The organism is Ancylobacter koreensis, from assembly GCF_023016525.1.
GTDB classification, from domain to species: Bacteria; Pseudomonadota; Alphaproteobacteria; order Rhizobiales; family Xanthobacteraceae; genus Ancylobacter; species Ancylobacter koreensis.
In genome coordinates this window covers 85,001-108,243 of record NZ_JALKCG010000002.1, presented here as the reverse complement: position 1 = coordinate 108,243, position 23,243 = coordinate 85,001, and the positions used below count along the sequence as shown (strand labels likewise).

Annotated in this window: 20 protein-coding genes and 1 tRNA gene (1 of these 21 cut by a window edge); 14 read left to right on the top strand and 7 right to left on the bottom strand. The window is 68.7% G+C overall.

The genetic code is table 11. From position 1 onward, the window contains the following. The first annotated feature begins 222 nt into the window (after window positions 1-222). The 7 genes from MWN33_RS07625 (at window position 223) to MWN33_RS07595 (ending at window position 9,174) form a co-directional block, all read left to right on the top strand. Window positions 223-1,476 carry a flagellin N-terminal helical domain-containing protein gene (locus MWN33_RS07625; RefSeq protein ID WP_247199897.1) on the top strand — a complete coding sequence of 418 codons (1,254 nt, stop codon included), beginning with the start codon at window positions 223-225 and terminating at the stop codon, window positions 1,474-1,476. 339 nt (window positions 1,477-1,815) lie between these two features. Further along, a complete protein-coding gene (gene fliF, locus MWN33_RS07620) occupies window positions 1,816-3,468 on the top strand; it encodes a flagellar basal-body MS-ring/collar protein FliF (protein ID WP_247199896.1) in 1,653 nt (550 codons plus the stop codon). Beyond that, window positions 3,468-4,139 carry a hypothetical protein gene (locus MWN33_RS07615; RefSeq protein WP_247199895.1) on the top strand — a complete coding sequence of 224 codons (672 nt, stop codon included), beginning with the start codon at window positions 3,468-3,470 and terminating at the stop codon, window positions 4,137-4,139. The genes fliF and MWN33_RS07615 overlap by 1 nt, the downstream gene beginning before the upstream one ends. A gap of 5 nt (window positions 4,140-4,144) precedes the next feature. Further along, the gene (locus MWN33_RS07610) at window positions 4,145-5,377 is read left to right on the top strand and encodes a MotB family protein (RefSeq protein WP_247199894.1); all 1,233 of its coding nucleotides are present in this window, start codon (window positions 4,145-4,147) and stop codon (window positions 5,375-5,377) included. 455 nt (window positions 5,378-5,832) lie between these two features. Further along, window positions 5,833-7,158 (top strand): chemotaxis protein MotC, encoded by a 1,326-nt coding sequence (locus MWN33_RS07605; protein WP_247199893.1) that lies wholly within the window; start codon window positions 5,833-5,835, stop codon window positions 7,156-7,158. Next, window positions 7,155-8,654, top strand: coding sequence for a flagellar hook-length control protein FliK (locus tag MWN33_RS19145; protein ID WP_247199892.1), 1,500 nt, complete (start codon window positions 7,155-7,157; stop codon window positions 8,652-8,654). The genes MWN33_RS07605 and MWN33_RS19145 overlap by 4 nt, the downstream gene beginning before the upstream one ends. Continuing rightward, on the top strand, window positions 8,602-9,174 hold the full coding sequence (locus tag MWN33_RS07595; RefSeq protein ID WP_247199891.1) for a lytic transglycosylase domain-containing protein: 573 nt from the start codon (window positions 8,602-8,604) through the stop codon (window positions 9,172-9,174). The genes MWN33_RS19145 and MWN33_RS07595 overlap by 53 nt, the downstream gene beginning before the upstream one ends. Before the next feature lie 3 nt (window positions 9,175-9,177). On the opposite strand, the gene MWN33_RS07590 is transcribed toward MWN33_RS07595, so the two are convergent. Continuing rightward, window positions 9,178-9,873 (bottom strand): protein phosphatase CheZ, encoded by a 696-nt coding sequence (locus MWN33_RS07590; protein ID WP_247199890.1) that lies wholly within the window; start codon window positions 9,871-9,873, stop codon window positions 9,178-9,180. Window positions 9,874-10,057: 184 nt separating this feature from the next. Here MWN33_RS07590 and MWN33_RS07585 point away from each other — a divergent pair, with 184 nt between their 5' ends. Together MWN33_RS07585 and MWN33_RS07580 are read left to right on the top strand one after the other, a co-directional pair. After that, window positions 10,058-10,441, top strand: a complete 384-nt coding sequence (locus tag MWN33_RS07585; protein WP_247199889.1) for a response regulator — start codon at window positions 10,058-10,060, stop codon at window positions 10,439-10,441. A 289-nt stretch (window positions 10,442-10,730) separates the two neighbouring features. Beyond that, window positions 10,731-11,402, top strand: coding sequence for a response regulator transcription factor (locus MWN33_RS07580; RefSeq protein WP_247199888.1), 672 nt, complete (start codon window positions 10,731-10,733; stop codon window positions 11,400-11,402). 58 nt (window positions 11,403-11,460) lie between these two features. Here MWN33_RS07580 and MWN33_RS07575 read toward each other — a convergent pair whose 3' ends face one another. The 5 genes from MWN33_RS07575 to MWN33_RS07555 are packed head-to-tail and all read right to left on the bottom strand — an operon-like array spanning window position 11,461 to window position 16,123. Next, window positions 11,461-12,255: a response regulator gene (locus MWN33_RS07575; RefSeq protein WP_247199887.1), complete on the bottom strand. Its 795-nt coding sequence runs from the start codon at window positions 12,253-12,255 to the stop codon at window positions 11,461-11,463. Beyond that, window positions 12,256-13,476, bottom strand: coding sequence for an EAL domain-containing protein (locus MWN33_RS07570; protein WP_247199886.1), 1,221 nt, complete (start codon window positions 13,474-13,476; stop codon window positions 12,256-12,258). Window positions 13,477-13,488: 12 nt separating this feature from the next. Beyond that, complete coding sequence (locus MWN33_RS07565; RefSeq protein WP_247199885.1) at window positions 13,489-13,881, bottom strand: response regulator; 393 nt, start codon at window positions 13,879-13,881, stop codon at window positions 13,489-13,491. A gap of 18 nt (window positions 13,882-13,899) precedes the next feature. Next, entirely contained in the window at window positions 13,900-15,645 is a 1,746-nt protein-coding gene (locus MWN33_RS07560) for a sensor histidine kinase (protein ID WP_247199884.1), read from the bottom strand. Next, complete coding sequence (locus MWN33_RS07555; RefSeq protein ID WP_247199883.1) at window positions 15,626-16,123, bottom strand: putative pterin-binding protein; 498 nt, start codon at window positions 16,121-16,123, stop codon at window positions 15,626-15,628. Before MWN33_RS07555 ends, MWN33_RS07560 begins: the two co-directional genes overlap by 20 nt. 357 nt (window positions 16,124-16,480) lie before the next feature. Between MWN33_RS07555 and MWN33_RS07550 the strand changes: the two genes are divergently transcribed. Continuing rightward, window positions 16,481-18,610 (top strand): ATP-binding protein, encoded by a 2,130-nt coding sequence (locus tag MWN33_RS07550; RefSeq protein ID WP_247199882.1) that lies wholly within the window; start codon window positions 16,481-16,483, stop codon window positions 18,608-18,610. A gap of 90 nt (window positions 18,611-18,700) precedes the next feature. Then, the gene (locus MWN33_RS07545) at window positions 18,701-20,179 is read left to right on the top strand and encodes a methyl-accepting chemotaxis protein (RefSeq protein ID WP_247199881.1); all 1,479 of its coding nucleotides are present in this window, start codon (window positions 18,701-18,703) and stop codon (window positions 20,177-20,179) included. Between the two features lie 646 nt (window positions 20,180-20,825). On the opposite strand, the gene MWN33_RS07540 is transcribed toward MWN33_RS07545, so the two are convergent. Further along, window positions 20,826-20,902, bottom strand: a tRNA-Met gene (locus MWN33_RS07540). A 154-nt stretch (window positions 20,903-21,056) separates the two neighbouring features. Between MWN33_RS07540 and MWN33_RS07535 the strand changes: the two genes are divergently transcribed. The 3 genes from MWN33_RS07535 to MWN33_RS07525 all read left to right on the top strand — a co-directional run. Next, on the top strand, window positions 21,057-22,001 hold the full coding sequence (locus tag MWN33_RS07535; RefSeq protein WP_247199880.1) for a CHAD domain-containing protein: 945 nt from the start codon (window positions 21,057-21,059) through the stop codon (window positions 21,999-22,001). Window positions 22,002-22,037: 36 nt separating this feature from the next. Continuing rightward, window positions 22,038-22,949 carry a LysR family transcriptional regulator gene (locus MWN33_RS07530; RefSeq protein ID WP_247199879.1) on the top strand — a complete coding sequence of 304 codons (912 nt, stop codon included), beginning with the start codon at window positions 22,038-22,040 and terminating at the stop codon, window positions 22,947-22,949. A 266-nt stretch (window positions 22,950-23,215) separates the two neighbouring features. After that, window positions 23,216-23,243, top strand: the 5' portion of a protein-coding gene (locus tag MWN33_RS07525; protein WP_247199878.1) for an NAD-dependent formate dehydrogenase. Its footprint extends 1,178 nt past the window's final position; 28 of the gene's 1,206 nt are visible here — the first part of the coding sequence; it begins with the start codon at window positions 23,216-23,218; the stop codon falls past the right edge of the window.

Genomic DNA, 23,243 nt, shown 5'->3' with positions numbered 1-23,243 from the left:
TCAGCCCTCGCCGCGCCGCGCCATTCGAGCGGCAAGCTCCGCGCAAGCCAGAGCTGCGAGGCTGTCTCCATGGCAGATTGACTGCCGCTCCCGGAAGGGAACGGCAGCCGGGTCGCAAGGCGAGAGCCGGAGACCCTCAAAGGCATGAAGCCGCCCCTGCCATGCCGGTTAGAGCCCGGTATGTCCCGTGAAAAAACTCACATCAACTCAAGGGACATTCCTATGACCAGCCTTATGACCAACACGTCCTCCATGGTCGCCCTGCAGACCCTGCGGACCATCAACTCTTCGCTCGACGACACCAACAACCGCGTCTCCACCGGCCTGCGCGTCAATTCGGCGTCGGACAATGCGGCCTACTGGTCCATCGCCACCACGACCCGCTCCGACAACGGTGCGCTCGGTGCGGTGAAGGACTCGCTGGGCCTCGCCAAGTCCTCGGTCGACACCGTCAACACCGGTCTCGACACCGTCCGCAATGCCCTGCAGAAGGTGAAGGAAAAGCTGATCACGGCCGCGTCTCCGGACGCTGATCGTGCCAAGCTGCAGACCGAAATCGGCAGCCTGCTCAAGGAAGTTCGGAACAACGCCAAGAGCACGGTTATCTCGGGCAGCAACTGGCTGTCGGTCGATTCGAGCGAATCCAACTACAATGCCAACAAGGCGGTGGTCGCCTCGTTCTCCCGCACCGGCGACTCGGTGCAGGTGGACACGATCGACATCGACACCAGCAAGTTCAAGCTGCTGGATTCGAACACCACCGTTCACTCGGCGGTCGACTCCGCGGTGACCACGGCGTCGGCGACCTACTCCACCGCCGCCACCACGGCGACGACGGCCTTCGACACCGCCAAGACCACGGCGACGACGACCTACGACACTGCCATCGGCACGGCGGACACGACCTTCGCCGGCAGCGCCATGGACGCCGCGGCTGTCGCCGCCCGTGACGCCGCTTATGCGACGGCGAAGAACACCCGCGACAGTGCCTTCACCACCGCCGAGACCACGAAGAAGACGGCCCTCGACGGCGCTGTTCTCGCGCTGAAGAACTCGCTGGGTGCGTCGGGTACCAACGACCTCGGTATTCTCGACAAGTCCCGCGTGGCCGCCACGGCCAACGGCAAGGCGACGGTCAGCTCGATCATGGATATCGACATTTCCAAGCTGACCTCGAGCCAGAACGACCTCGACCAGATCGCGAACTACACCTCGATCGTCGATGCCGCCCTGACCGATCTTACGGATGCGTCCACGAGCCTCGGCTCCACCGCCAGCCGTATCGAGTCGCAGACCAACTTCGTCCAGGCGTTGCAGGACGCCAACAACCGCGCCATCGGCTCGCTCGTCGATGCGAACATGGAAGAGGAGTCGACCAAGCTGAAGGCGCTGCAGACCCAGCAGCAGCTCGCCGTTCAGTCGCTCGGCATCGCCAATTCCAGCTCGCAGAGCGTGCTCAGCCTGTTCCGCGGCTGATGACGGTCGCGGGCCGCCCCGGCGCCCGCGCCCGCACGTGACGTGCCTACCCCTGGTGCCAACCACCAACGCCACTGGCCGCGCTCTCTCCCCGGGAGCGCGGCCTCTTCTTTTTCAATGGCCGGCCGTGCGCCGGCCTCCGCGCAATCTCCGCACAAGCTGCCGGCGCGATGGTGCGTTCGGGCAAGGGCGCGCAAGCGCCGCGCCCACTTCGCCGCGTGCGCATCGGTCTTCCAAGCCCGCCCGTCCGATGCGTTCCGGGGTGAAGCCGATGCTCCGGGAGTTCTCTCCCGGAGCATCGTGCCGGCCCCCCGATGATCCTGCACGGAGCCAAGCCCGATGTTCGGCAGTCAGCAGCTCGACCTGCTTCTCGGCAATCTGCGCCAGCTCGGCGCGCGTCGGCTCGTCGCCCTCGGACTGATCGGCCTGACCGTCCTCGCCGCCATCGGGCTCGGCGCCTATTATCTCAGCCGCCCCGCCACCGAGACGCTTTACGCCAACCTCAACCGGGAGGACGTCACCCGCATCGGCGGCGCGCTCAAGGATGCCGGCGTCGTCTTCGACGTGAACGCCGACGGCACCGCCGTGCTGGTCGCCCCCTCGGACACGGCGCGCGCACGCATGCTGCTGGCCGAGAAGGGCCTGCCGCAGAGCTCCAGCTCCGGCTACGAGCTGTTCAACGAGGTGCACTCGCTGGGCCTGACCTCCTTCATGCAGGAGATCACCCGCGTGCGGGCGCTGGAGGGCGAACTCGCCCGCACCATCCAGACCATGAAAGGCATCAAGGCCGCGCGCGTGCACATCGTGCTGCCCGACCGCGCCTCCTTCCGCCGCGAGGAGCAGCAGGCCTCCGCCTCCGTCGTCATCCGCACCGAGAACGCGCAGGATTTCACCGGCGCCGAGGCCATCCGCCATCTCGTCGCGGCGGCGCTGCCCGGCATGAAGCTCGATGCCGTCACCGTGCTCAACACGGAGGGCGCCGTGCTCGCCTCCGGCGACGATCCCGCCAATGCCTCCTCCGGCAAGAAGGTGCTGCTGCAGGAGCAGCTCAACCGCGAGACCGAGCAGAAGATCCGCCGCGCGCTCACCCCCTATCTCGGCATCGACAATTTCCAGATCAGCGTGACGAGCCGGCTCGACACCAACCGGGTGACCACCACCGAGACCACCTACGACCCCGCCTCGAAGACCGAACGCTCGGTGCGCGTCGTCAAGGAGACCGGGACCTCGCAGAACCGCACCAAGCAGGCCTCCGCCTCGGTGCAGCAGAACATTCCCGCGCAGCAGACCGGCGCCGACAACGGCTCGAACTCGAACGAGGAAAGCAACCGCCGCGAGGAGCTGACCAATTTCGAGATCTCCTCGCGCAACACCGAGACGGTGCGCGAGGGCTTCAACGTCGAGAACCTGTCGATCGCCATCCTGGTGAACCGCGCCCGGCTGGCGCCCGCCGCCGGCGCGGCCGAGGCGAAGGACGCGGTGCCGCTGGAGACACAGATCTATGAGATCGAGCAGCTCGCCGGCGCCGCCGCCGGCTTCGACAAGACGCGCGGCGACCGGCTGAAGGTCTCCGCCGTCAACTTCGCCGCCGGCAATGGCGAGCTTGAGCCGGTGGCGCCGCTCTCCTGGTCGGATGTGATGATGCGCCAGTCCGGCACGTTGGTGAACGCGGCCACCATCCTCATCGTCGCCGCCCTGCTGATCTGGTTCGGCCTGCGGCCCGCCGTGCGCGCCATCGTCGCGCGCCCCGAGGAGGCCGAGATGATCGACACCGGCCTGCTCACCGCTCCGCTGGCGGCGGCCGGTGAACTGCCCGCGCCGGAAGGCGTGGAGCGCGGCGCCGGACCGGCCGAGCCGGTCAGCCTGATCGAGGACCTGACCGCCAAGATGAACCGCTCGCCGCAGAAGCGGCTGGAACAGATCATCGAATTCGACGAGGAGCAGGCCGCCGCCATTCTCCGGCAGTGGATGCAGCAGGAGGCGCGGGTCTGATGCACGCCATGCTGCGCCATCTCCCCGATTTCTCGCAGTCCATGCCCGGCAAGCCCGGCGTGCCCCGCCCTGCTGCGGGTACGCGCGACAGCGCCGCGCGCCGCGAGCCCGCTTCCCAGCCTGCGCCCGCGCCGGCAGCCCGACCGGAGGCGCCCGATCCGGCCACGATCGCCGCCGCGGCCGCCGAGACGGCACGCGCCGAGGCGCAGGCCGCCGCCCGCGAGGCCTTCGAGCGCCAGCGCGCGCAGGACCGCGAGGAGCAGCGCGCGCAGGCCGAACGGGACCTCGCCGAGGCCCGCCGCCTCTGGGCGGTGCAGGAGGGCGACGTCCTCGCCGCCGCAATGGCGGACGGGCTGCGCCGGCTGGAGGACGACCTGTCCGCCCGGCTCGCACGCATCCTTTCTCCGCTTCTGGCGGTTGCCGTGCGCGAGCGGGCGCTGTCCGACATGACGACGACGATCCGCGACCTGCTGGCGGCCGGAGATGCACCACTCCTGCGCGTCACCGGCGCGCCCGACCTCGTCGAGGCGCTGCGCGCGCGCATCGATCCGCAGGCGCCGGTCGCCTTCGAATCCGCCAGCGGCGCCGACGTCGCGCTCGTCGCCGCCTCGACGACCGTCGAGACGCGGATAGGCGCCTGGGCCGAGCGGCTCGGCGCGGCGGTGGGGTGAGCACGATGGCCGGGCAGCAGGAACACCACGAGCTCATCATCATCAAGCGTCACGACGACGAGGAGCACGAGCACCATTCGAGCGCCTGGAAGGTTGCCCATGCCGATTTCATGACGGCGATGATGGCGTTCTTCCTGATCATGTGGCTGATCAACGTCACCGACAAGGACGTGCGCAAGGCGATCGCCAACTACTTCAACCCGGTGAACCTCGCCGACAGCATCAGCGAGCGCAAAGGCCTCAACGACCCCGAAGACGTGAAGGATTCCGGCACCTCCGCCGATGGCGAGCAAATGTCCTCGCTGAAGAACACCACCGGCGAAGGCACCGGGCCGGGCGACGACCTGCAGCAGGGCCCGCGCGAGAAGGCGCTGTTCCAGGACCCCTATGCGGTGCTGGCCGAGATCATCGCCAATGCCCCGCCCAACGCGCCGACCTCGCCCGATCAGGCCGTCGGCGAAAACGGCGCGCCCGGCACCGGCAGCGGCGACGCGCATCGCGACCCGTTCGACCCGGTCTACTGGCAGATGACCTCCAGCCGGCAGGCGCTGACCACGGCGCAGGGCGCGAAGGGCATCCACGCCCCTCAGGGCACGCGACCGGACGCCGGCGCGCCGCGCCCCGACGCGGCGGCGGACGCGACCTCTCCGCCTCCGCCTCCCGCCACGGGCGAGACGGCATCGGCGCCCCGCGCCGGCAGCGCGCCAGCGGCCGAACCGAAGGCGAACACGAAAACGGATGACAGGACCGGCGCGAAGCCGGATGCCAATGGCGAGGCGGCGCGCAAGCTGGAGGCGGAGGTGAAGGCCGATGTCGCCAGCGCTCTGGGCGCGGCCGCCGGCCCGCATGTCGAAGTACGCAAGACCGGCGAGGGCACCATCATCAGCCTGACCGACGACATCGACTTCGCGATGTTCCCCATCGGCTCGGCGGTGCCCGACGCGCGTCTGGTGCAGGTCATGGCGCGCATCGCCCAGACGCTCGCCACCCGCCCCGGCGAAGTGATCATTCGCGGCCATACCGACGCGCGGCCGTTTCGTTCGCCGACCTACGACAACTGGCAGCTCTCGGCCGCCCGCGCCAACATCGCTCACTACATGCTGGTGCGCGGCGGTCTCGACGAGAAGCGCATCCGGCAGATCGAAGGCTCCGCCGATCGCAGTCCAAAGAATGCGGCCGATCCAAACGCGCCGGAGAACCGCCGCATCGAGATCGTGTTGAAGGAGACGGCACCGTGAGATCCATCCTTGCTGGAGCATTGGCCGCCACCCTTCTCGCCGCCGCCCCCACGGCACGGGCGCAGCCGGACCCGTGGAGCGACGTCCGCGCGCTCGACGCGGCACAACAGCGTGCCGATTCCCCCGACGCAGCAGCGGACGGGATGCCGGCGATTCCCACGCCCCCGAAGAAGCCGAAGCCAGCGCCGTTGGCCCAGCCGGCCGAGACGGTTCGGCCGGTGCCCCTGCCTCTCGCGCGGCCGTCGGCCCTCCCGCCCCGCGCGGCGGAGCCGGCAGCCTCGGCCATTGCGCCTGCCCCCGATCCCGCAAAGCCGGTCGCGGTCGCCGTACCCGTTCCGCCGCCCGCCACGCAGATCGCGGCGCTGGCGCCCGCCCTTTCGCCGCCGGAGCCCGGCGAGGCGGGTGCGGGCTCCGCCGCATCGCCTTCGGCCAGCTATGGAGAACACACGCAGAGGGTGCAACCCGGTGGTGGCTGGGGCCTGCTGGCGACGCCGCTTTCCACGCTCTTTCCACCCGCATCGGCGAGCGAGACGGCCGGCCCGGACGCCGCTTCCCATGGCGGATCGGCCGCCACGGCCGGGTCGCACGCCGCCGCACCGCCCGGCCCCGCGCCCGACGGAGGCGCCAACGCCGCCGGCAGCGCCGATATTCCCGCCATTCCCGCGCCCCCGCTCTACCGCGACGTGCGCGAGCTGCAGCGCCTGCAGGACCGCATGGCGACAGGCTCGGGCGAGGCGCTGGCGGCGCAGAACGCGCTGATCGCCAGCATCGACCGGGATTTGCGGGCCGCCGACAGCCTTGCCTGGCGCGATCCGCTCAACGCCCGCGCCCTCGTGATCTTCGCCCTCAGCGGCGGCGGCCCGGCCACGCTGCGCGCCGTCCTCGGAAAGGGCGCGAACCCCGACATCGACGAGCGGCTTGTGCGCGGCAGCCTCGCCTATCTGGAGGGCCGCGAGGCGGACGCACTGAAGGAACTCGGCGAGGTGGACGCCCGCGCGCTCCCGGCCAGCCTCGCCGGGCAGGTGGCGCTGGCGCAGGCGGCGCTGTGGGTGCGCCGCGATCCCGCGCGCGCGGCCGCCCTGCTCGGCTATGCCCGGCTCATCGCGCCCGGCACGCTGGTCGAGGAAGCGGCGCTGCGCCGCGAGATCTTCATCGCGGCGCAGGCGAACGACCTCTCCGGCTTCGAGCGGCTGAGCTCGGCCTACCTCGCCCGCTTCCGCCATTCCGTCTATGCCGGCAATTTCCGCCAGCGTTTCGCGGCAGCGCTGACACGCATGGATTTTCTCAACGACGCCAATGAGTTCCACCGGCTCGACGACCTCCTTGCGCCCATCGAGCCGGAGGGCCGGCGCGAAATCGCGCTGATGGTCGCGCAGGCCGCCGTCGCGCAGGGCCGGACCACCGCGGCCACCATGGCGGCGGCGCGCGTGCTGGCGGCTGCACCGCCCGGCAGTCTCGATGCCGACCGCGCCCGGCTCTACCGCGCCGCCGCCATGGCCGCCTCGGCCGATCGCTTCGACGTGGCCGAAGCCGAGCTGCAGGGCATCGCCCGCGAGCGGCTCTCCTCTGCCGATGGGCGCCTCCTTGATGCCGCGAGGTCCGTCGCCGGCGCGGTCGAACACGCCTCCGACGGCGCCCCTGCGCCCGTGAGCACCGCCAAGGCGGAATCCTCGTCCAACCCATCCGGCGACACCGAACCGGACCCGCCACCCGCCATCCTCGCCAAGGCGCAGGCCGCACTCCACCGCGCCGACGATGTGCTCGCGGGAGGCCCGCTGTGATTCCGGTCCTGATCAACGCAGCCCGCCCGCAGTCCGACGACGAGCCGGCCCGCCCCGACCGCGCGGCAGATACCGGCGAGTTCGGCAGCCTGCTGGCGGAGATCGACGCGCTTGCCGGGCGCGGCGGCCGGCCCGAGGGCGGCAGAGGCGCACATGCCGAGACCGACGGGGGCAGGTTCGCCGACCCAGGAACGGCCACATCGACGCTCGCGACGGACACTGCCGCGCCCGCCGGGCCGTCCCATGCCGGTGGCCGGCACCACACGTTGCTCGGCCATGTCCGCAGCTTTCTGCATCTGGACGCATTGACGGATAGAAAGCCGGCTTTGCAACAGCCGAACGCCGCTGACGTGGATGCCGATTCCAGGTCCGGTTCCACATCGGCGCGGACTCACACAAACCCTGCCGACGAGGCCGCTGCGCCGGCCGATCCCTCCCTTCCCGGCCCCGGCGCCGCAGTCGTCCTCTGTCCCGCGCCGGAGGCGCTGATCGCGGACCTTGCCGGCGTCGAGCCGTCCACCCGGCCGGACGATCCGTCGGCGGCCGGGGACCTCACGCGCCCTCTCGCCGCCGACACTTCCTCGCAGTCGCCCTCCCCCCGGCTGCCCGGCGCCACCGTCCTCCTGTGCGAGACGCATTTCGCGCCGGTGATGGAGGCCGACAGGACAGCCGGGACGGGGATCGCCCCGCCCGATAGCCCGACGACCCGCTCCGCCAGTGACACGCCCGACGGTCCCGCGATCCCACTCGCAGCGCCGGACGACATGCCGCGAGCGCCGGCCGCAGAGTCGGCGGAGAATCAGGAGGCCGGCGAACCGAAGGAAGTCTCGCCTTCCCGCGTCAATTCCGGCCGGACGTCGCGCGAGGCCTCGCCCGACGTCACCATGCGACGCCCCGAACGGATGCGCGACACCGTCTCCCCCGCGCGCCCGGCAGCGCCCGACGCCGGCATGGCCGTTCCGACGGCGACGGCAAGCGCCGGATTCACGGCGACGGCCGCGTCTCCCGCCCTGCAACTCGCCGATGCCATCGCTGAGGCGGTCCGCGTCGGCGGCACGGATGCCACGCCCGCTGCGGCCGGCACGCCGCCTCTCGCGCGCGGGCCGGTGCGGGTGCTGGAAATCCAGCTCCATCCGGTCGAGCTCGGCCTCGTGACCGTACGCCTGCGCACCGGTCGCAACGGGCTCGAAGTTCAGATCCATGCCGCGCGGGAGGAGACCGCGCGCCTCATCGAGAGCGATCGCGCCCGGCTGCTCGACACGCTCGCCGAGCAGGGCAGCGGCCCCATCGATCTCCTCATCGCCCGGCCCGGCACTGCCGCCGGTCTCACCGGCTACGACGCCCAGCCCCGCCATTCCGATTCCCGCGCCGACGCCCCCTCGCGCCGGGACGCCCCGGCCGGCGAGGACCCCGATCCCGATTCCCGCAGGAGGAGGCAGGACCATGACGAACCGTCCCATCCCGCTGCTGACGCTGATCGCAACGATCGGCGCTAGTGTTGCCGCCGCGCCCGCCCCGGCTGCGCCGGTCGGCGCCTGCGAGGCGGCAATGCACCAGGCTTCGGCCCGCTACGGCGTGCCACTTGGCATCCTCTATGCGGTCGGGCTCACCGAGACCGGCGGCAACGGTACGCTGCAGCCTCTGGCGATGAACGGAGGCGGGGAGAGCTATGTCGCGACGAGCATCGCCGATGGCGAGCGCAAGCTGGCGGAATTCGGCCGTCGCGGCGTGACGTTGGTGGATCTCGGCTGCATGCAGATCAACTACCGCTGGCACGGCGCGAAGTTCGGTTCGGTGGCGCAGATGTTCGATCCGGCGCGGAACGTGGACTATGCCGCGCGTTTCCTGAGCGAACTGAAGCAGCGACATGGCAACTGGACGCTCGCGGCCGCGCGCTACAATGCCGGGCCGGACAATGATCCGGCCCAGAAGCGCTATGTCTGCGCGGTGATCCGAAACATGGTGCGGTCCGGCTTTGGCAGCTGGACCGACCAGTCGCGCAGCTTCTGCGCCTGAGGATCAGGCAAACAGCGAGTCGATATCGTCCTGCGAGACGACGTTCTCGTCGTCGGCGAGGGCGGGTCCGTTCAGCAGCGCCTCGTCGCCGGTGCGCTCGCCGCCTAGCGAGCTGGCGATCCGCGCGACTTCCTCCTGCCCGCCCCAGATGCTCGACATGCGCTCGACGCGCTCCTCGATGAACACCATCAGGTCGACCACCTTGCGGATGCGCTGGCCGCTAATGTCCTGGAAATTGCAGGCCTCGAAGATCCGCGTGGCATAGGCGTGGATCGCCTGCGCGGCCGCCTTCTGGCTACCCTCGAGCTCGGCGACGAGCGGGAGCGCGGCGCCGTCGATGTTCTCGGCCATCTGCAATATGTCCTCGGTGGCCGCCTCGGTGTCGGCGACGACCGCCTGCAGCTCGTCGGTGGCGCGGTCGAAACGGGCGCCACGGGCCCCGCCGGTCTTCAGCGAGGCGAGCTCGCATTTGGTGTTCTCGATCGCCTCCCGGATGGATTCGACGTCGAGCAGCATGGCGTGGCGCGAGCATTCGGGATCGAGCTCGGGGCAGCGCCGGTCGAAGCGGGCGATCACGCCGCGCAGTTCGTGCAGTTCGTCGAGCACGCGATGGATCTGGGCGGAGACCGCTTCCTGCGCGGTCGACGGGATCGACGCCGCGTGGCGGTCGCTGACTTCAATTCGGAAGGGACGCCGCATGGCGGAAGCTCCGTCGGTTCAAGTATTCGTATAGCAAATCTATAGATCGAACCCGCGCCTGCGCAAAGTACTCGCTTGGTCGACCTGCAAGCTTCGCGCAAGCATAGGGTAACAAAGATGCGTCCGTAAGAAACGGCGTGCCGCGCCGTTCGCAGATTCGCGCCAGTCGAGAACGGAGCAGAGTATGGCCGTGGATTTATCGATGCCGGTGCTGGTGGTCGACGATTACAAGACCATGGTCCGGATCATTCGCAACCTGCTGAAGCAGATCGGATTCGAGGACGTCGACGAGGCGGCCGACGGCGCCGAGGCGCTGTCCAAGCTCAAGGAACGCTCCTACGGCCTCGTCATCTCCGACTGGAACATGGAGCCGATGACGGGCTACGAACTGCTCAAGCAGGTGCGCGACGACGCCGCGCTGAACGCGCTTCCCTTCATCATGGTCACCGCCGAGGCCAAGTCGGAGAACGTGATCGCGGCCAAGAAGGCAGGCGTGAACAACTATATCGTCAAGCCCTTCAACGCCCAGACGCTGAAGAGCAAGATCGAGACGGTGTTCGAAGGCTGACCGGCAGCGCCGGTCAGCCACCCCTTTTCCTTATGGCAACCTCCCGCCCACTCCATGGCCCCCCCGCCCCCGGGGGGCTTTTTTTGTTTCCCGCCCGTCATGGGCGAGAATGCGCGGATCGGCCGATGTATTCGAACCGTTCCATTTTGACACCAAAGCCGCTCCAAGCTCGATCCAACTCCGCTTGAGTGGATATTTTCTCGAACATACGACTCACCTCGAAGAAAGGCACGGGCCAGCGGACAGATATGCCGCTCCAACCGCGACCTTGCGACAGGGAGCACTCACAATGTACGTTATCGTCGATGATCGTTCGACTGTTGCCGACAGTTATGTCTCCGGTTTTTCTCACGAAGGACTGTCGAGCTTCGGGCTCAGCGAAGATGAATTCAAGGGCTGGATCGAAAGCGCTTCGGATGGCGACATCGCGGCCGTGGAGGGCTTCCTGCTCGGCGACTTCGACCGGCGCCCGACCTACCCGGAAATGATCCGCTCGCACAGCCGCGCGCCGATCCTGGCGCTGAGCGACCAGAAGAACCTGGTGCAGACGCTGGAGCTGTTCACCGCCGGCATCGACGACGTGGTGCGCAAGCCCGTGCATGTGCGCGAGATCATCGCCCGCACCGACGCCATCTGGCGCCGCGTCAACGCCAATACGGCGCCCGAGGCCAGCGGCGACCGCCTGAAGGTGTTCTTCGACGGGCGCGACCCGGAGGTCGATGGCGAGCCGCTGCCGCTGCCGCGGCGCGAGCGGCATATTCTCGAATACCTCGTCAAGAACTGCCGCCGCCGCGTGACCAAGGCGCAGGTCTTCAGCACGATCTACGGCATCTTCAACGAGCATGTCGACGAGAGCGTGATCGAGGGCCACATGAGCAAGCTGCGCAAGAAGCTGCGCCAGAAGCTCGGCTACGACGTGATCGACGCCAAGCGCTATCTCGGCTACCAGTTCGTCGGCTGAACGGAATGGCGCCCGCGATGGGTCGCCGGTCCCGAGCCCCTGCTACGGGATTCGCGGTTCAATCGAGCGGCAGGCCGAGCCGCTCCGCCTGACGGCGGACGAAATTGTCCATGCGCCGCCGGCCCAGATCGGTCAGTTCCACGATGATGCGCCGGCGGTCGTCCGGATCGGGCCGGCGCTCGATGAACCCGGCCTCGCGCAGTTCCTCGATGCGCCGCAGCGCCGTCGTGGTGGGCGCGCCGGAAGCGATGCACAGGCTCGTCACCGAGATCGGCCGGCCGGAGGCTTCCGCCACCGCCAGATCGAGCAGCATCTCCCAGGCGGGGTCCGAGAACAGGTCGGACTGAAAGATCGCCTCGCGATCCGCGCGCGCCGCCACCAGCGTCTTGAGATAGTTCGAGCGGTCCTTCGGACGGTCGCCCGCCTTGTCGGCCCCGTTGGCCGGGCGCTGGCTGTCCTCGACCAGCGACAGAGCGCGGTGCACCGCCTGGGCGACCTCTTCGGCCAGCACCGGCTTCTGCAGGAAGTCGACCGCGTTGAGGCGCAGCGCGCCCACGGCCCGGTCGAGCGAGGCGTGCCCGGTGATGATGATGGTGGCGACCGGACGCCGCCGGCGCAGCAGCGCCAGCTTCTGCAGCAGTTCGATGCCGTCGATGCGCGGCATCTGCAGATCCGTCACCACGACCTGGAGTTGCTCGTGGCGCTGGACCATGTCGATCGCCGCGACCGGTGTGTCCGCCGTCATGTTCGGCACGCCGAGCGCCGCGAGGCCTTCGCTGAGTTCGGCGAGAATATCCGGATCGTCGTCGACGAGCAGGACGCGCGGCACTGCCAAATGATCTGTCGCCACCATCTAAACCGTCACGCGCTGCACTTCCGCCAGGGAGGACGTCGCGCTCGGCAGGCTCCCGAGCATGGCCATGATATCCTCAGCGGGCCGCTTGGGGGAGATCAGATATCCCTGAATATAGTCGACGCCCTTGCGGCGGGCGCGGGCCAGGTCCTCGGCGGTCTCCACGCCCTCGGCGACGACCTTCAACCCAAGCTGGTGGCCCAGCGCCGACAGCGAGGCAATGATGCTGCGCGGCTTCACCCATTCGCGGGCGTGCCGCATCAGCTCCAGATCGATCTTGATCTCGGTAACGGGCAGGTTGGCGAGCTGCATGAGCCCGCTCTGGCGCTGCCCCACATCGTCAAGCGCCAGGCCGAAGCCGGCAAGGCGCAGGCGCGCGAGCGCCGCCAGCGCCTCGTTGGAATGGTCGTAGAGCGCGTCCTCGGTCAGTTCGAGAATGACTTTCTGCGGCTCGATGCCCTGTCGCCTCACCAGCGCGACGATCTCCGGCACCGCGTCGGCGCCCAGCAGCACGTCGAGCGGCATGTTCACGCTCACCTGCCCGTCCCACCCGGCGGCGGTCCAGTCGGCGCAGAGCCTCGCGGCGGCCTCCAGCACCTGATAGCTGAGCTCGATCAGCATCTCCGGTGTCTCCTGCGCGGCGGCGATGATATCAGGCGGACGCACGGTGCCGAAGCCGGCCAGCTCGTTGCCAAGCAGGGCCTCCGCTCCCACGAAGCTCAGATTCTTCGCGTCGACCAGCGGCTGGAACATCACCGACAGCTTGCGCCCGGCGAGCACCTCCTTGAGCGCGCGGCGGATGCGCGCGGCACTGTGGTGCGCCTCCTTCCGGCTCGCCGCCCGCTCCTGCGCGGGCCGACGCATCAGCTCGAGAAGATCGGCAAGTTCAACCGGCTTCTCCAGGAAGCCCAGCACGTCGAGGCCGCTGGCGCGGGCGAGGTCGCGCGCGACGCGCAGCAGCGCCTCGCCATTGCCGCTGATGAAGATGATGCCGGGCGGCTTCGGCAGCCGGGAAAGCGTGGCCAGCATGCCGAAGCCGTCCGTCGCCGGCAGGGCGAGGTCGAGCAGGAGGAGGTCGGAGCTCCCCAGCGCGGCGGCGTCGATCTCCCGGGCGTCGCCGGCCTCGCGCACCGCATAGCCTTCCGCGCCCAGGGCTTCGGCGAGGCCGTCGCGGAAATCCGCATCGTCGTCGAGGATGAAGACGGTCTGGGCCTGCTGCACTGCGCTCTCCGCTTATTCTGACGGTGGGGCATGCGTTTCCAGGAACGCATCGATGACCGCACCGAGTTCGTCCGGATCGACCGGCTTGACGCACAGATGGTCGCTATCGAAATCCGCGGCCGAGACATTGTCCATCACATGTCCCGTGACGATCACGATCATGCGCGGACGCTCTCCTTCCGGCCGCGCGCGCGCCGCCGCCACGACCTGCCGCCCATCGAACGGGCCGATGCGCAGGTCGGTCAGCAGCACGAGCGGCCCTGGCCGATTACACAGCCTGTCGATGGCGTCCTGCGCAGTGACGCAGACCTCGACGCTCCACCCGGCGAACGAGAAGTATTCGCCCAGCTCGTGCGCCAGTTCCTCCTCGTCGTCGCAGATGAGCATTGACCGAAGCTGACTCATGGCCCTTCCGCCGTTCTCTCACGCCGCGTTGCGCCCCAGCACCGGGGGCGAAAACGGCAAGGCAATGATGAAGCGCGCGCCGGCGCCCACATTCTCGACCGAGATGGTCCCGTTCATGTCGCGTACCACGCTGCGTGCCAGCGACAAGCCGAGCCCCGTGCCCTTGTCGGTAGATTTGGTGGTCGAGAACGGCTCGAACAGCCGGGGCAGCATCTCCTCTGAGACGCCGCCCGCATTGTCCTGGATCGAGATGACCACTTGCTCCGCCACGCAGCCGAGCGACAGCGTGACCTCCCGGCTCGCCGGCCCCGCTCCCGCGTCCCGCGCTTCGAAGGCGTCGCGCGCATTGATCAGAAGGTTGACCATCACCTGCTCGAACATGGTCTGCTCGCCGAACACCAGCACCTCCATCGGGAAGCCGGGCTCGATGGTGAGGCGGATATTGGCGGCTCGGTATTGCTCGGCGACGAAGCTGACCGCCAGCTCCACCGCATGGCGCAGCGAGAAGGGCAGCAGCTGCTCGCTCGGCATGCGCCCGTAGCGGCGGACCTGATCGGTGATGCGCTTGGCACGGTCGACCTGCGACGAGATTCGCTCCAGCTTGGCTAACACGGCCTCGCCTCCGGACATCGGCTCGAGCAGGCGGCGGGCATTGGCCACCGCCATCTTGATGACCGCCAGCGGCTGGTTGAGCTCGTGCGCGATGGCGGTCGCCATCTCGCCCAGCGTGGCAAGCTTGGCGGCCTGCATCACCTGCAGCTCGGCGCTGCGCACCTGGGTGGTGTCCGCGAGCACGATGAGCTGCTGGTGCCGGCGCTCCCACAGCACGTCGCAGATCGTGCCGCGCAGCGAGACGAATTGGCCCGGACTGCGCAGATAGGCCATGCTGAGCATGCCCCATTTTGTCCGCCCCGCCTCGCCCGCCGCCTCGTGCACGGCCTGCACGAAATGCAGCCAGGCGGGATCGGCCGGATCGGCCGAGACGAGCGAGGCTGCGGTCGAATTGAAGAAGCTCACCCGGCCGCTCTCCGGCTCGATGACGGCAACGCAGGCCGGCACCGCCTGGATGACGGCGCGCAGATTGCTCTCCATCGCGCGTATGGCGTTCTGCGCCTCAAGGATCTCGCCCAGACGCAGCCGGTCGCGACGGCCCTGGAGATAGAGCACGAGCGCCAGGCAGCCGCCGCAGATGAACAGCAGCACCAGCGGCACGACGCCGGGCGTCTCGGCAAGCGCCCGCTCGCGGCGGAAGATCTCCTGATTATAGGCCACCGATTCCAGCAGGATGCGCTGGAGCACCTGCCCGAGCGGCGTCAGCCGCGTGTCGATCGAGCGCAGACGGGACGCCGTCTCGCCATCCTCGGCATCGAGCGCGCCGACCTCGTCGATCACGCTGTCGAGCGTCGCCTCGAGCGGCTGGGTCAGGTCTTTGGTATCGACGATGCCGCTGAGCACCCGCCCCTCGTCGGAATCGTAGAGAACCGGCAGGCGCGAGCGCAGGATTTCGAGCCGCAGCACCAGCTCGCGCAGCCCGTCCCGTGTCGGCACCAGCGACAGCTTGGCGAACTCGGCTTCCGTCTTCACGAATTCGAGCTGCGCCTGATAGGCCACCCAGCCCGAGGAACGGATGGTGGCGGTCAGCAACCCTTGTTGGCGGGTCTGCGAAACGTAGAGCATCCCGGTGGCGAGGAAGAGCGCGACCGAGGTGATGACCAGCCCGAGCTTGAGGAGCCCGATGGGCCGTCTATTGTGCGATAAAATCAACGGACTTGACCTGCCAGACCATCCGCGACTGGTAGTATTGCTGGGCGAGGCTGGCGTCCGCATCGATCGGATACATCACCCAGAACGGCCCCTTGTCGCGCACCCGCATCGTCTCGCCATTGAGGCGGGTGGTGAGGATCGCGCCATGCTGGAGCCAGTCTTCCGCCGGCACGGTGGCGACATAGTCGTTCAGCGCCGTGACCCTGGCCTCGCCCATCGGCTGCCCGGCCAGACCGGCAAGAACCGCCAGCGAGGGGCCGGCGAAACTCTGCTCGCCCTTGGTCCACGGCGTGGACGTCTTCAGCGTGGTCTGCGGGAGTTGCTCGAGATCCTGGAGCGACAGGGAGCGCTCGCCGATCACCCGCCCGTCGCGCGCGAGCCAGCGCACCGCCAGCTCCTGGGCGCCGGCCGTACCGGCGAAGCAGCCGCCGAACCCGAGAAGGCTCAGCGCGAGGAAAGCGAATCGCAACGCACGCATGATGATCGGGCTCCCGTCCCCGGCAGTCGGCATCGCCGGGCCGCGCAAAGTCTCACAACCGGCCGTTGGCGGCGCGCCTGATCGGTTCCGTTTCCGGAGCCAATGCAGAGAGATCGTTCCGTTTTGGAACAAACATGACGGACGACGCCCCTGCCAAGGCATCGGCAAGCCGGCCTAACATGAACAGGAGGAAAGGAAATTTATTCGCGCGGAACGCGTGTGTAGGTATTGTTACCTAGCGGAGTGCCCGCATTGCCCGGCACACGGCTACAACCTAGACGGAAGATCGCAGTAACCGGACGTGGCGCGTGTCGCACGCAACCCGGCAAAGCAGTCATCCCTCCCGGACACCTGCCGATGAACATGCCCGGAATACGTCCCGACTCTCCTTCTCTGGCCGGCGAGGCCGGCGAGATGCCCTGGCCCGCGCGCCCACACCGCATGCTCATCGCCCTGCTGTGTCTGCTCGCCTTCGCGCTGCCCACCGCCGTCGCCTATGTGACGCTGCAGATGCACGAGCGTCACGAACAGAACCTTGCCGTCGCGGGCTCGCGGAAGCTGGCACTGGCGCTTGCGTCCTCCTTCGACCGCACGGTCGATGCTATCGACACGGTGCTCAACGCCGTGCCGGTCGCGATCGCCGACCAGCCGCCCGACGAGATCTATCTCTATCTGCGCGAGGCGAAGTTGCCGGCTGGCGTGATCCAGCTCTCCTTCATCGACCGCAACGGCCTGTTCATCGCCAGCAACCTGTCGCCACCGGGCAAGACCCTCGATCTCTCCGACCGCGAGCATATCCGCGCTCATCTCAGGGACGATCCATCTGACCGGGGTGTCCTTCTCAGCAAGCCGGTGAAGGGACGGATCAGTGGAACATGGTCGATCCAGTTCTCCCGAGCCTTGCGCAAGGAGGACGGCACGCTGATCGGCCTGGTGGTCGCCTCCTACGAGATATCCAGCTTCATCAACTTCTACGAGCAGCTCCGCCCGGATGGCGCCGGCTTCGTGGCGCTGATCGGTGACGACGGCGCGGTGCGCGCGAGCGCACCGGGCTTCGACCAGCTCACCGGCCTGGCGGCTACCGGCATCCTGCCCCCGCCGGCGGCGGGACCCGGCACGCCGGCGATGCCGCCCGAGGGGACGATGTCCGGCGTCGACGACAAGGGCATCCGACGCACCGGCCACTATGTTCACTCCAGCCGCTACCCGTTTTTCGTGCTGGTCGCCACCGACGACGCGGCGGTGCTCGACCAGTCGCGCAATTTCAGCCTGGGCATCATCGCCATGGCGGTCGTGCTCGGCCTCACACTGCTGGCCTTCGCCAGCTTCGGCATGCGCTACTGGAAGCTCCAGAGCGCCTATCGGGTGAAGGCCCTGCAGGCGTTCGCCCGCCAGCGCGAAGCCCATGTCCTGCAGGCCATCAGCCGGGTGCCCGGCATCACCGTCCTGCACGTCGAGAGGGGCCAGACCACGCGGATCGGCGACGGCCAGCAGGGCGAGCTGCCGGACCTCATCGCCGAGCGTGTGGCGACGCCTGAATTCCTCACCCGGCTCAACGGCGACGATTCCTCGGTCTCGATCGAGCATTTCTCCGGCGCCGAGCAGGAGTTCGAGGTGGAGGTGGTCGTGGCGCGGCTCGACGAGGAGCGCGGCCACGGCGCCGAGGCGCGTCGGAGCGAGATTCCGACCGCCGTGGTCTTCGCCGTCGACGAAACGGCAAAGCGCATGGAGGAGCACAAGCTCTACCAGATGTCCAAGATGGCCTCGCTCGGCGAATTGGTGACCGGCCTCGCCCACGAGATCAACCAGCCGCTCGGCGTGATCCGGCTCGCCGCGAACAACGCGCTCGGCGGGCTGCGCAAGGGACTGCCCATCGAGCACACTTCGGAGAAGCTGGAGCGCATCATCCGCCAGGTCGACCGGATGAAGGCGATCATCGACCATATGCGCATCTTCGGGCGGCGCAGCGCGCGCATTCCCGATCCGAGCTCGGCCCGCGCCGCCATCGCCGGAACGACGCAAGTACTCGGCACCGACATGAAGCTCGACGGCATCGAACTGGCGACGGAGGACGGAGACGACGCCCGCCTCGACTGCGCGCAGGAGCAGCTCGAACAGGTGCTGGTCAATCTGGTGCTCAACGCCCGCGACGCGATTCGCGAGCGCCGCCGGCAGGACGCCGACCTCGCCGGCCGCATCGAGATCGCGCTCAACCGCACCTCGATCGACGGCCGGCCCCATGCCCGCCTCACCGTCACCGACAATGGCGGCGGCATCCCGCAGGCCGTGCTCGACAAGATCTTCCAGCCCTTCTTCACCACCAAGCCGCCGGGCAAGGGCACCGGCCTCGGCCTCTCGGTCAGCTTCGGCATCATCCGCGACTATGGCGGCACTATCTCCGGCGCCAATGTCGGCGACGGCGCTCAGTTCACCATCCTGTTGCCGGAAGCGGCCGCGAAGCCCGCCATCATGGCCGAGAGCGCGTAGGTGCGCCCAGCCTCGGGCAAGCCCCGGGCGCTAGGAAACGACGCTGCCCGGTGCCAGGTGCCGGCACGCGGCCGTTTCCCGGAGACCTGAATGAGCATCGCTTCCGTCTATTCCCTCAACCGCCGTCCGCACGCGCAGCTTCCCGACACCGCCGCGCTCGAATCGCTCCCGGTCGCCGTGCTGGTCTGCGGCCTGCAAACCGGCCTCATCCTGTATGCCAATGCCCGGTCCCGGCACCTTGCCGAAGAGCTGAAGGACGTACTGCCGGTCGCGCCGGCGGCCCTTGTCGGCGCCGGCCTCGACGTGCTCGGCCTCGCACCTGCGCAGCTCGACGGCCTGGGCGCCGGACATGCCGCCGCGCCGCTGCATCTCGCTGCCACCGTCGGCGACCAGACGCTGGAATTCGCCATCGTCGCCCTGCCGCCCGCGCGTGGCGGCGAGGCCCAGGCCCAGATCGTGTGGAGCATCGAGACGCAGGCGGCCGCAGAGCGCAACCGCCATCGCCGCCTGCTCCAGATGGTCGAGCAGATGCCGATCAACGTCATGACCTGCCGGCTGGACGGCTTCGTCGTCGACTACGCCAACCGCACCAGCCTCGACACGCTGGCGCGCATCGAACCGTACCTGCCGATCACGGCCTCCCAGCTGATCGGCTCGTCCATCGACATCTTCCACAAGAACCCCGAGTTCCAGCGGCGCATGCTGGCCGACCCCTCGAACCTTCCGCACAATGCGCGCATCAAGGTTGGCCCGGAGACGCTGGACCTGAAGGTCTCGGCCCTCACCGGGCCCGACGGCAGCTATGACGGGCCGATGCTGACCTGGGCGCTCGTGACCGATGCGGTGAACGTGGCCACGAGCGTCACCTCCGTCGTCGGCAAGATGGCGGAAGCCTCCGACGCCATGGAACAGGCCAGCGCGGAACTCGGCGACCTCACGTCCCAGAGCCAGAACATGAGCTCGTCTGTGGCCGCCGCCGCCGTCGAGATGTCCATGTCCTTCGGAGAGGTCAGCAAGCAGATCCACGCCGCCACCACGATGACCGCCCAGGCCGCCGAGCGGGCAACCTCCGCCAACGGCCTCGTCGGCGGGCTGGTGGAGAGCATCGAGCGCATCGGCAACGTGTCGGCGCTGATTGAACGCATCGCCTCGCAGACCAACCTGCTGGCGCTGAACGCGGCCATCGAGGCGGCCCGCGTCGGCGAAGCCGGCAAGGGATTCGCCGTGGTCGCGTCCGAGGTGAAGGAACTGGCGCTGCAGACCGCCAACGCGACCAAGGACATCAGCACCCAGGTCGAGGCGGTGCAGATGGCGAGCAGCCGGGCAGCGCGCGCCGTCAACGACATCACCGAGCATGTGAGCGGCCTGCACGGCGTGTTCACCGACCTGTCCGCCGCCGTCGAGGAGCAGAGCGCGACCAACGCCTCGGTCAGCCACAGCATCGACCGCGTCTCGGCCGTCTCGGGTCGAATCCTCACCACCGCCGGACAGGTCGGACAGGTCTCCAACAACGTCTCCGCCCTCGGCGAGCAGTTGCGCGAGGAGATGAAGGTGCTGCTCGCCCGCTGACGGTCCGCCCGGGGCAGGGCGACCGGCCAATGGCCCGGTCGCCGCGGACGTCATGCCGTCCCGCGCGCGACCGCCCCGCTACCGGTGCCCACTTCCCCGCGCATGGCGGCAGTCCCTGCGGATTTCCGCAGCGCCCGCTGACGGTCCGGCGGCAGCCGCTCGGGTCCGCGCTCCGGCCATAGAGGCCGATCCGAGAAGGCGTTCGCGAGCGCTTTTCAGCAACAAATACCGCGTCGAACAAGAAGCGGATCTTGGCTCCTGCGCCTCCTCAGCCGGCTTGAGGTCTCCGGTTTCCTTCTTAAGGCAGCAGCCAAACTCCGGCGACAGCCAGCACTGCAAGAAGCGCAAATCCGACAAGGAATACCGCCCCGTCTTCGCGGGGCGGCGGGCCGCGGTCATCTATGCGAGCAAGGTCGCGACTCTGACAAATGCGCTGAATCGGCCAGAGGAGAAGCCTCAGGCAGCGGAAGCCTTGCGGATGCTGATCGAGCGGATTGTGCTGACGCCCGGCAATGAACGAGGCGAGATGTTCGCGGCGCTGCACGGCGAACTGCGCACCATCTCGAGTGGACCGAGCGCCAGGCAATCGGAAAGACCGCCAGAAAGACAAAACCCGCAGCCAAGGCTGCGGGTTTGTCGGTATCAGTGGTTGCGGGGGCAGGATTTGAACCTGCGGCCTTCAGGTTATGAGCCTGACGAGCTACCGGGCTGCTCCACCCCGCGTCAGAGCCGAACCGGACCCACGGGTCCGCCGACGGACGGGTATTTAGCAATCCGGATGGCCAAATGAAAGGGGGACGGGCTAGATTTGTCATCCCATCGTCGCGACGAACGGGGAAAACTCGGTTAAGTGGCTGGAACGCAAAAGGATTTTTCCATGCAGGAAAGCCCGCCCCGGCGCTTGCCGGACGATGCCGGCGCGACCGCCTTCATCGCGCATCGCCCCGACGGGCCGCTGGACGCCGCCCTCTCCCGCACCGCCGGCGAGGCCGCCGCCGCCCTCGATATCGCCGATCCCGTGAAGGCGGTGCATGAGCTGCGCAAATCCTTCAAGCAGCTTCGCGCGCTGCTGCGTCTCGTCCAGTACGCGCGCGACAAGGCGGCAGCGGACCAGGCGCGCGCGTTGCGGCGGGCGTTGGCGCAGGCAGCCCGGCTTCTCGCCGCGGCCCGCGACGATGCGGCCCGGCGCGACGCGCTCGACGACCTCGTCGCCAAAGGCGGGCTTGCACCGGCCCTGCGCGGCGCGGCAGGCCGCTCGCTGGCTCCGGCGCGCGGCAGGATTCGCGGGACGAACGCGGCCGAGACCGGCCTCGCACCGCACCGCGCCGAGCTGGAACTTCTGCTTGCGCAGCTCATCGCGGCGCTTCCCGCGCTGGGCGGGCTGAGCGAGAAGGAGCGGCTTCGCGCGCTCGCCGCCGAATATGGCCGCGCCCGCCGTATGGCCCGCAGGCTCGACCCGGCCGACGACGAGGCTCTGCACGAGTTGCGCAAGGCCGTGGTGGCACAGCGCTACCAGATGGAGCTGCTGACGCCGGCCTGGCCGGCGCTGGGCGCTGCCTGGGTCGGCGAGCTGCAGCGCCTGCGTGACCGGCTCGGCAAGCACCAGGATCTTTCCGTGCTGATCGCGCGCATCGAGGCGCATGCTGTTCTCGCGCGCGGGCAGCATTCCTGGCGCCAGCCTCTGGTCGAGGCGGCGCGGGCGCGCCAGCTCCACCTTGCCGGTGCCGCGCTGCGTCTGCACGCCCGCCTCTTCGCCGAGAAGCCCGCCGCCTTCCATCGACGTATCGCGGCCTACATGTCTGCTATATCCGAACGGAAATAGAGAAGTCGTCCACCGGGCGACGGGACGGGAGGCGGCATGTTCGTCCGGCAGATGCACTATCTGGTCGCGCTGGCGCGCGAGAAGCATTTCGGCCGCGCCGCCGAGGCCTGCCACGTCACCCAGCCCACACTTTCCGCGGGCATCCGCAAGCTGGAGCAGGAACTCGGCCTGCCCATCGTGGTGCGCGGCCATCGTTTCCTCGGCTTCACCGCCGAGGGCGAGCGCGTGCTGGGCTGGGCTCGCCAGATCGCCGCCGACTACGAAAGCCTCAAGCAGGAGCGCACGGAGACCGGCGGCCGCCTCAGCGGCACGCTGCGCGTCGGCGCCATCCCGGCCGCCACGGCGGCGGCGCCGGCGTTACTCGGCCCCTTCCGGCTGCGCCATCCCGACGTGAAGGTGCAGATGCTGACGCTGAGCTCGGCAGCGATCCAGCGCGGGCTGGACGAGCTGGAGCTCGACGCCGGCATCACCTATCTGGAGAACGAGCCGCTCAACCGCGTTCGCCGGCTCGATCTCTATCTGGAGCGCTACGTCTTCGTCACGCGGCCCGATGACCCGCTGGCCCGCCGGCGCAGCCTGCGCTGGGCGGAAGCCGCCGTGCAGCCTCTGTGCCTGCTCACCCCCGACATGCAGAACCGGCGGATCATCGACCAGGTGATGGCCGCGAACGGACTCATCTCTCAGCCGGCTATCGAAACCAATTCGTTTATGGGCGTCTGGTCGTTCGTGCGGCGCGGCCCCTGGACCGGGATCGTGCCGCAGGCCAGCTTCCGAGGCCTCGGCGACACGGCGGATCTCGTCGCCATCCCTCTCGTCGACCCCGTGCACACGCAGCCGATCGGCCTTGTGCTCTCCGACCGCGATCCGCTTTCCCCGGTGGCCGGCGCGCTGCTGAAGCTGGCGCGCGAACTGACGCGTGACCGTTCGCCGGAGACCGATCTGACCTAGCGGCACTCCATTGCCCGCATCTATCGATTCTTTGCCGCTTTCAATTTGAACGTGCTTCCCGTTGCCGGCACTGTCCGAATGTCGGCAGCGAAGCGGGTGACCACCAGTCCCCCACGGCGCCGGCACGGAGAACCCCCGTCGCACCGCATCCAGCGCGGCTCGGCACCCTGAAAAGCAGAAGGCGCGCCGGTTTCGGCGCTGGGCCTCTGCCGCCTCGCGGCGGCGGGAGCGTTCCCGCTCACCCACGCGACTGAGGAGGAAACATCATGGCCAAGATTCTCTGCGTGCTCTACG

What these genes read in the sequence shown, in the direction of transcription:
- MWN33_RS07625 (WP_247199897.1), top strand. Translation starts at nt 223, where the DNA reads ATGACCAGCCTTATGACCAACACGTCCTCCATGGTCGCCCTGCAGACC.
- fliF (WP_247199896.1), top strand. Translation starts at nt 1,816, where the DNA reads ATGTTCGGCAGTCAGCAGCTCGACCTGCTTCTCGGCAATCTGCGCCAG.
- MWN33_RS07615 (WP_247199895.1), top strand. Translation starts at nt 3,468, where the DNA reads ATGCACGCCATGCTGCGCCATCTCCCCGATTTCTCGCAGTCCATGCCC.
- MWN33_RS07610 (WP_247199894.1), top strand. Translation starts at nt 4,145, where the DNA reads ATGGCCGGGCAGCAGGAACACCACGAGCTCATCATCATCAAGCGTCAC.
- MWN33_RS07595 (WP_247199891.1), top strand. Translation starts at nt 8,602, where the DNA reads ATGACGAACCGTCCCATCCCGCTGCTGACGCTGATCGCAACGATCGGC.
- MWN33_RS07590 (WP_247199890.1), bottom strand. Translation starts at nt 9,873, where the DNA reads ATGCGGCGTCCCTTCCGAATTGAAGTCAGCGACCGCCACGCGGCGTCG.
- MWN33_RS07585 (WP_247199889.1), top strand. Translation starts at nt 10,058, where the DNA reads ATGGCCGTGGATTTATCGATGCCGGTGCTGGTGGTCGACGATTACAAG.
- MWN33_RS07580 (WP_247199888.1), top strand. Translation starts at nt 10,731, where the DNA reads ATGTACGTTATCGTCGATGATCGTTCGACTGTTGCCGACAGTTATGTC.
- MWN33_RS07575 (WP_247199887.1), bottom strand. Translation starts at nt 12,255, where the DNA reads ATGGTGGCGACAGATCATTTGGCAGTGCCGCGCGTCCTGCTCGTCGAC.
- MWN33_RS07565 (WP_247199885.1), bottom strand. Translation starts at nt 13,881, where the DNA reads ATGAGTCAGCTTCGGTCAATGCTCATCTGCGACGACGAGGAGGAACTG.
- MWN33_RS07555 (WP_247199883.1), bottom strand. Translation starts at nt 16,123, where the DNA reads ATGCGTGCGTTGCGATTCGCTTTCCTCGCGCTGAGCCTTCTCGGGTTC.
- MWN33_RS07550 (WP_247199882.1), top strand. Translation starts at nt 16,481, where the DNA reads ATGAACATGCCCGGAATACGTCCCGACTCTCCTTCTCTGGCCGGCGAG.
- MWN33_RS07545 (WP_247199881.1), top strand. Translation starts at nt 18,701, where the DNA reads ATGAGCATCGCTTCCGTCTATTCCCTCAACCGCCGTCCGCACGCGCAG.
- MWN33_RS07535 (WP_247199880.1), top strand. Translation starts at nt 21,057, where the DNA reads ATGCAGGAAAGCCCGCCCCGGCGCTTGCCGGACGATGCCGGCGCGACC.
- MWN33_RS07530 (WP_247199879.1), top strand. Translation starts at nt 22,038, where the DNA reads ATGTTCGTCCGGCAGATGCACTATCTGGTCGCGCTGGCGCGCGAGAAG.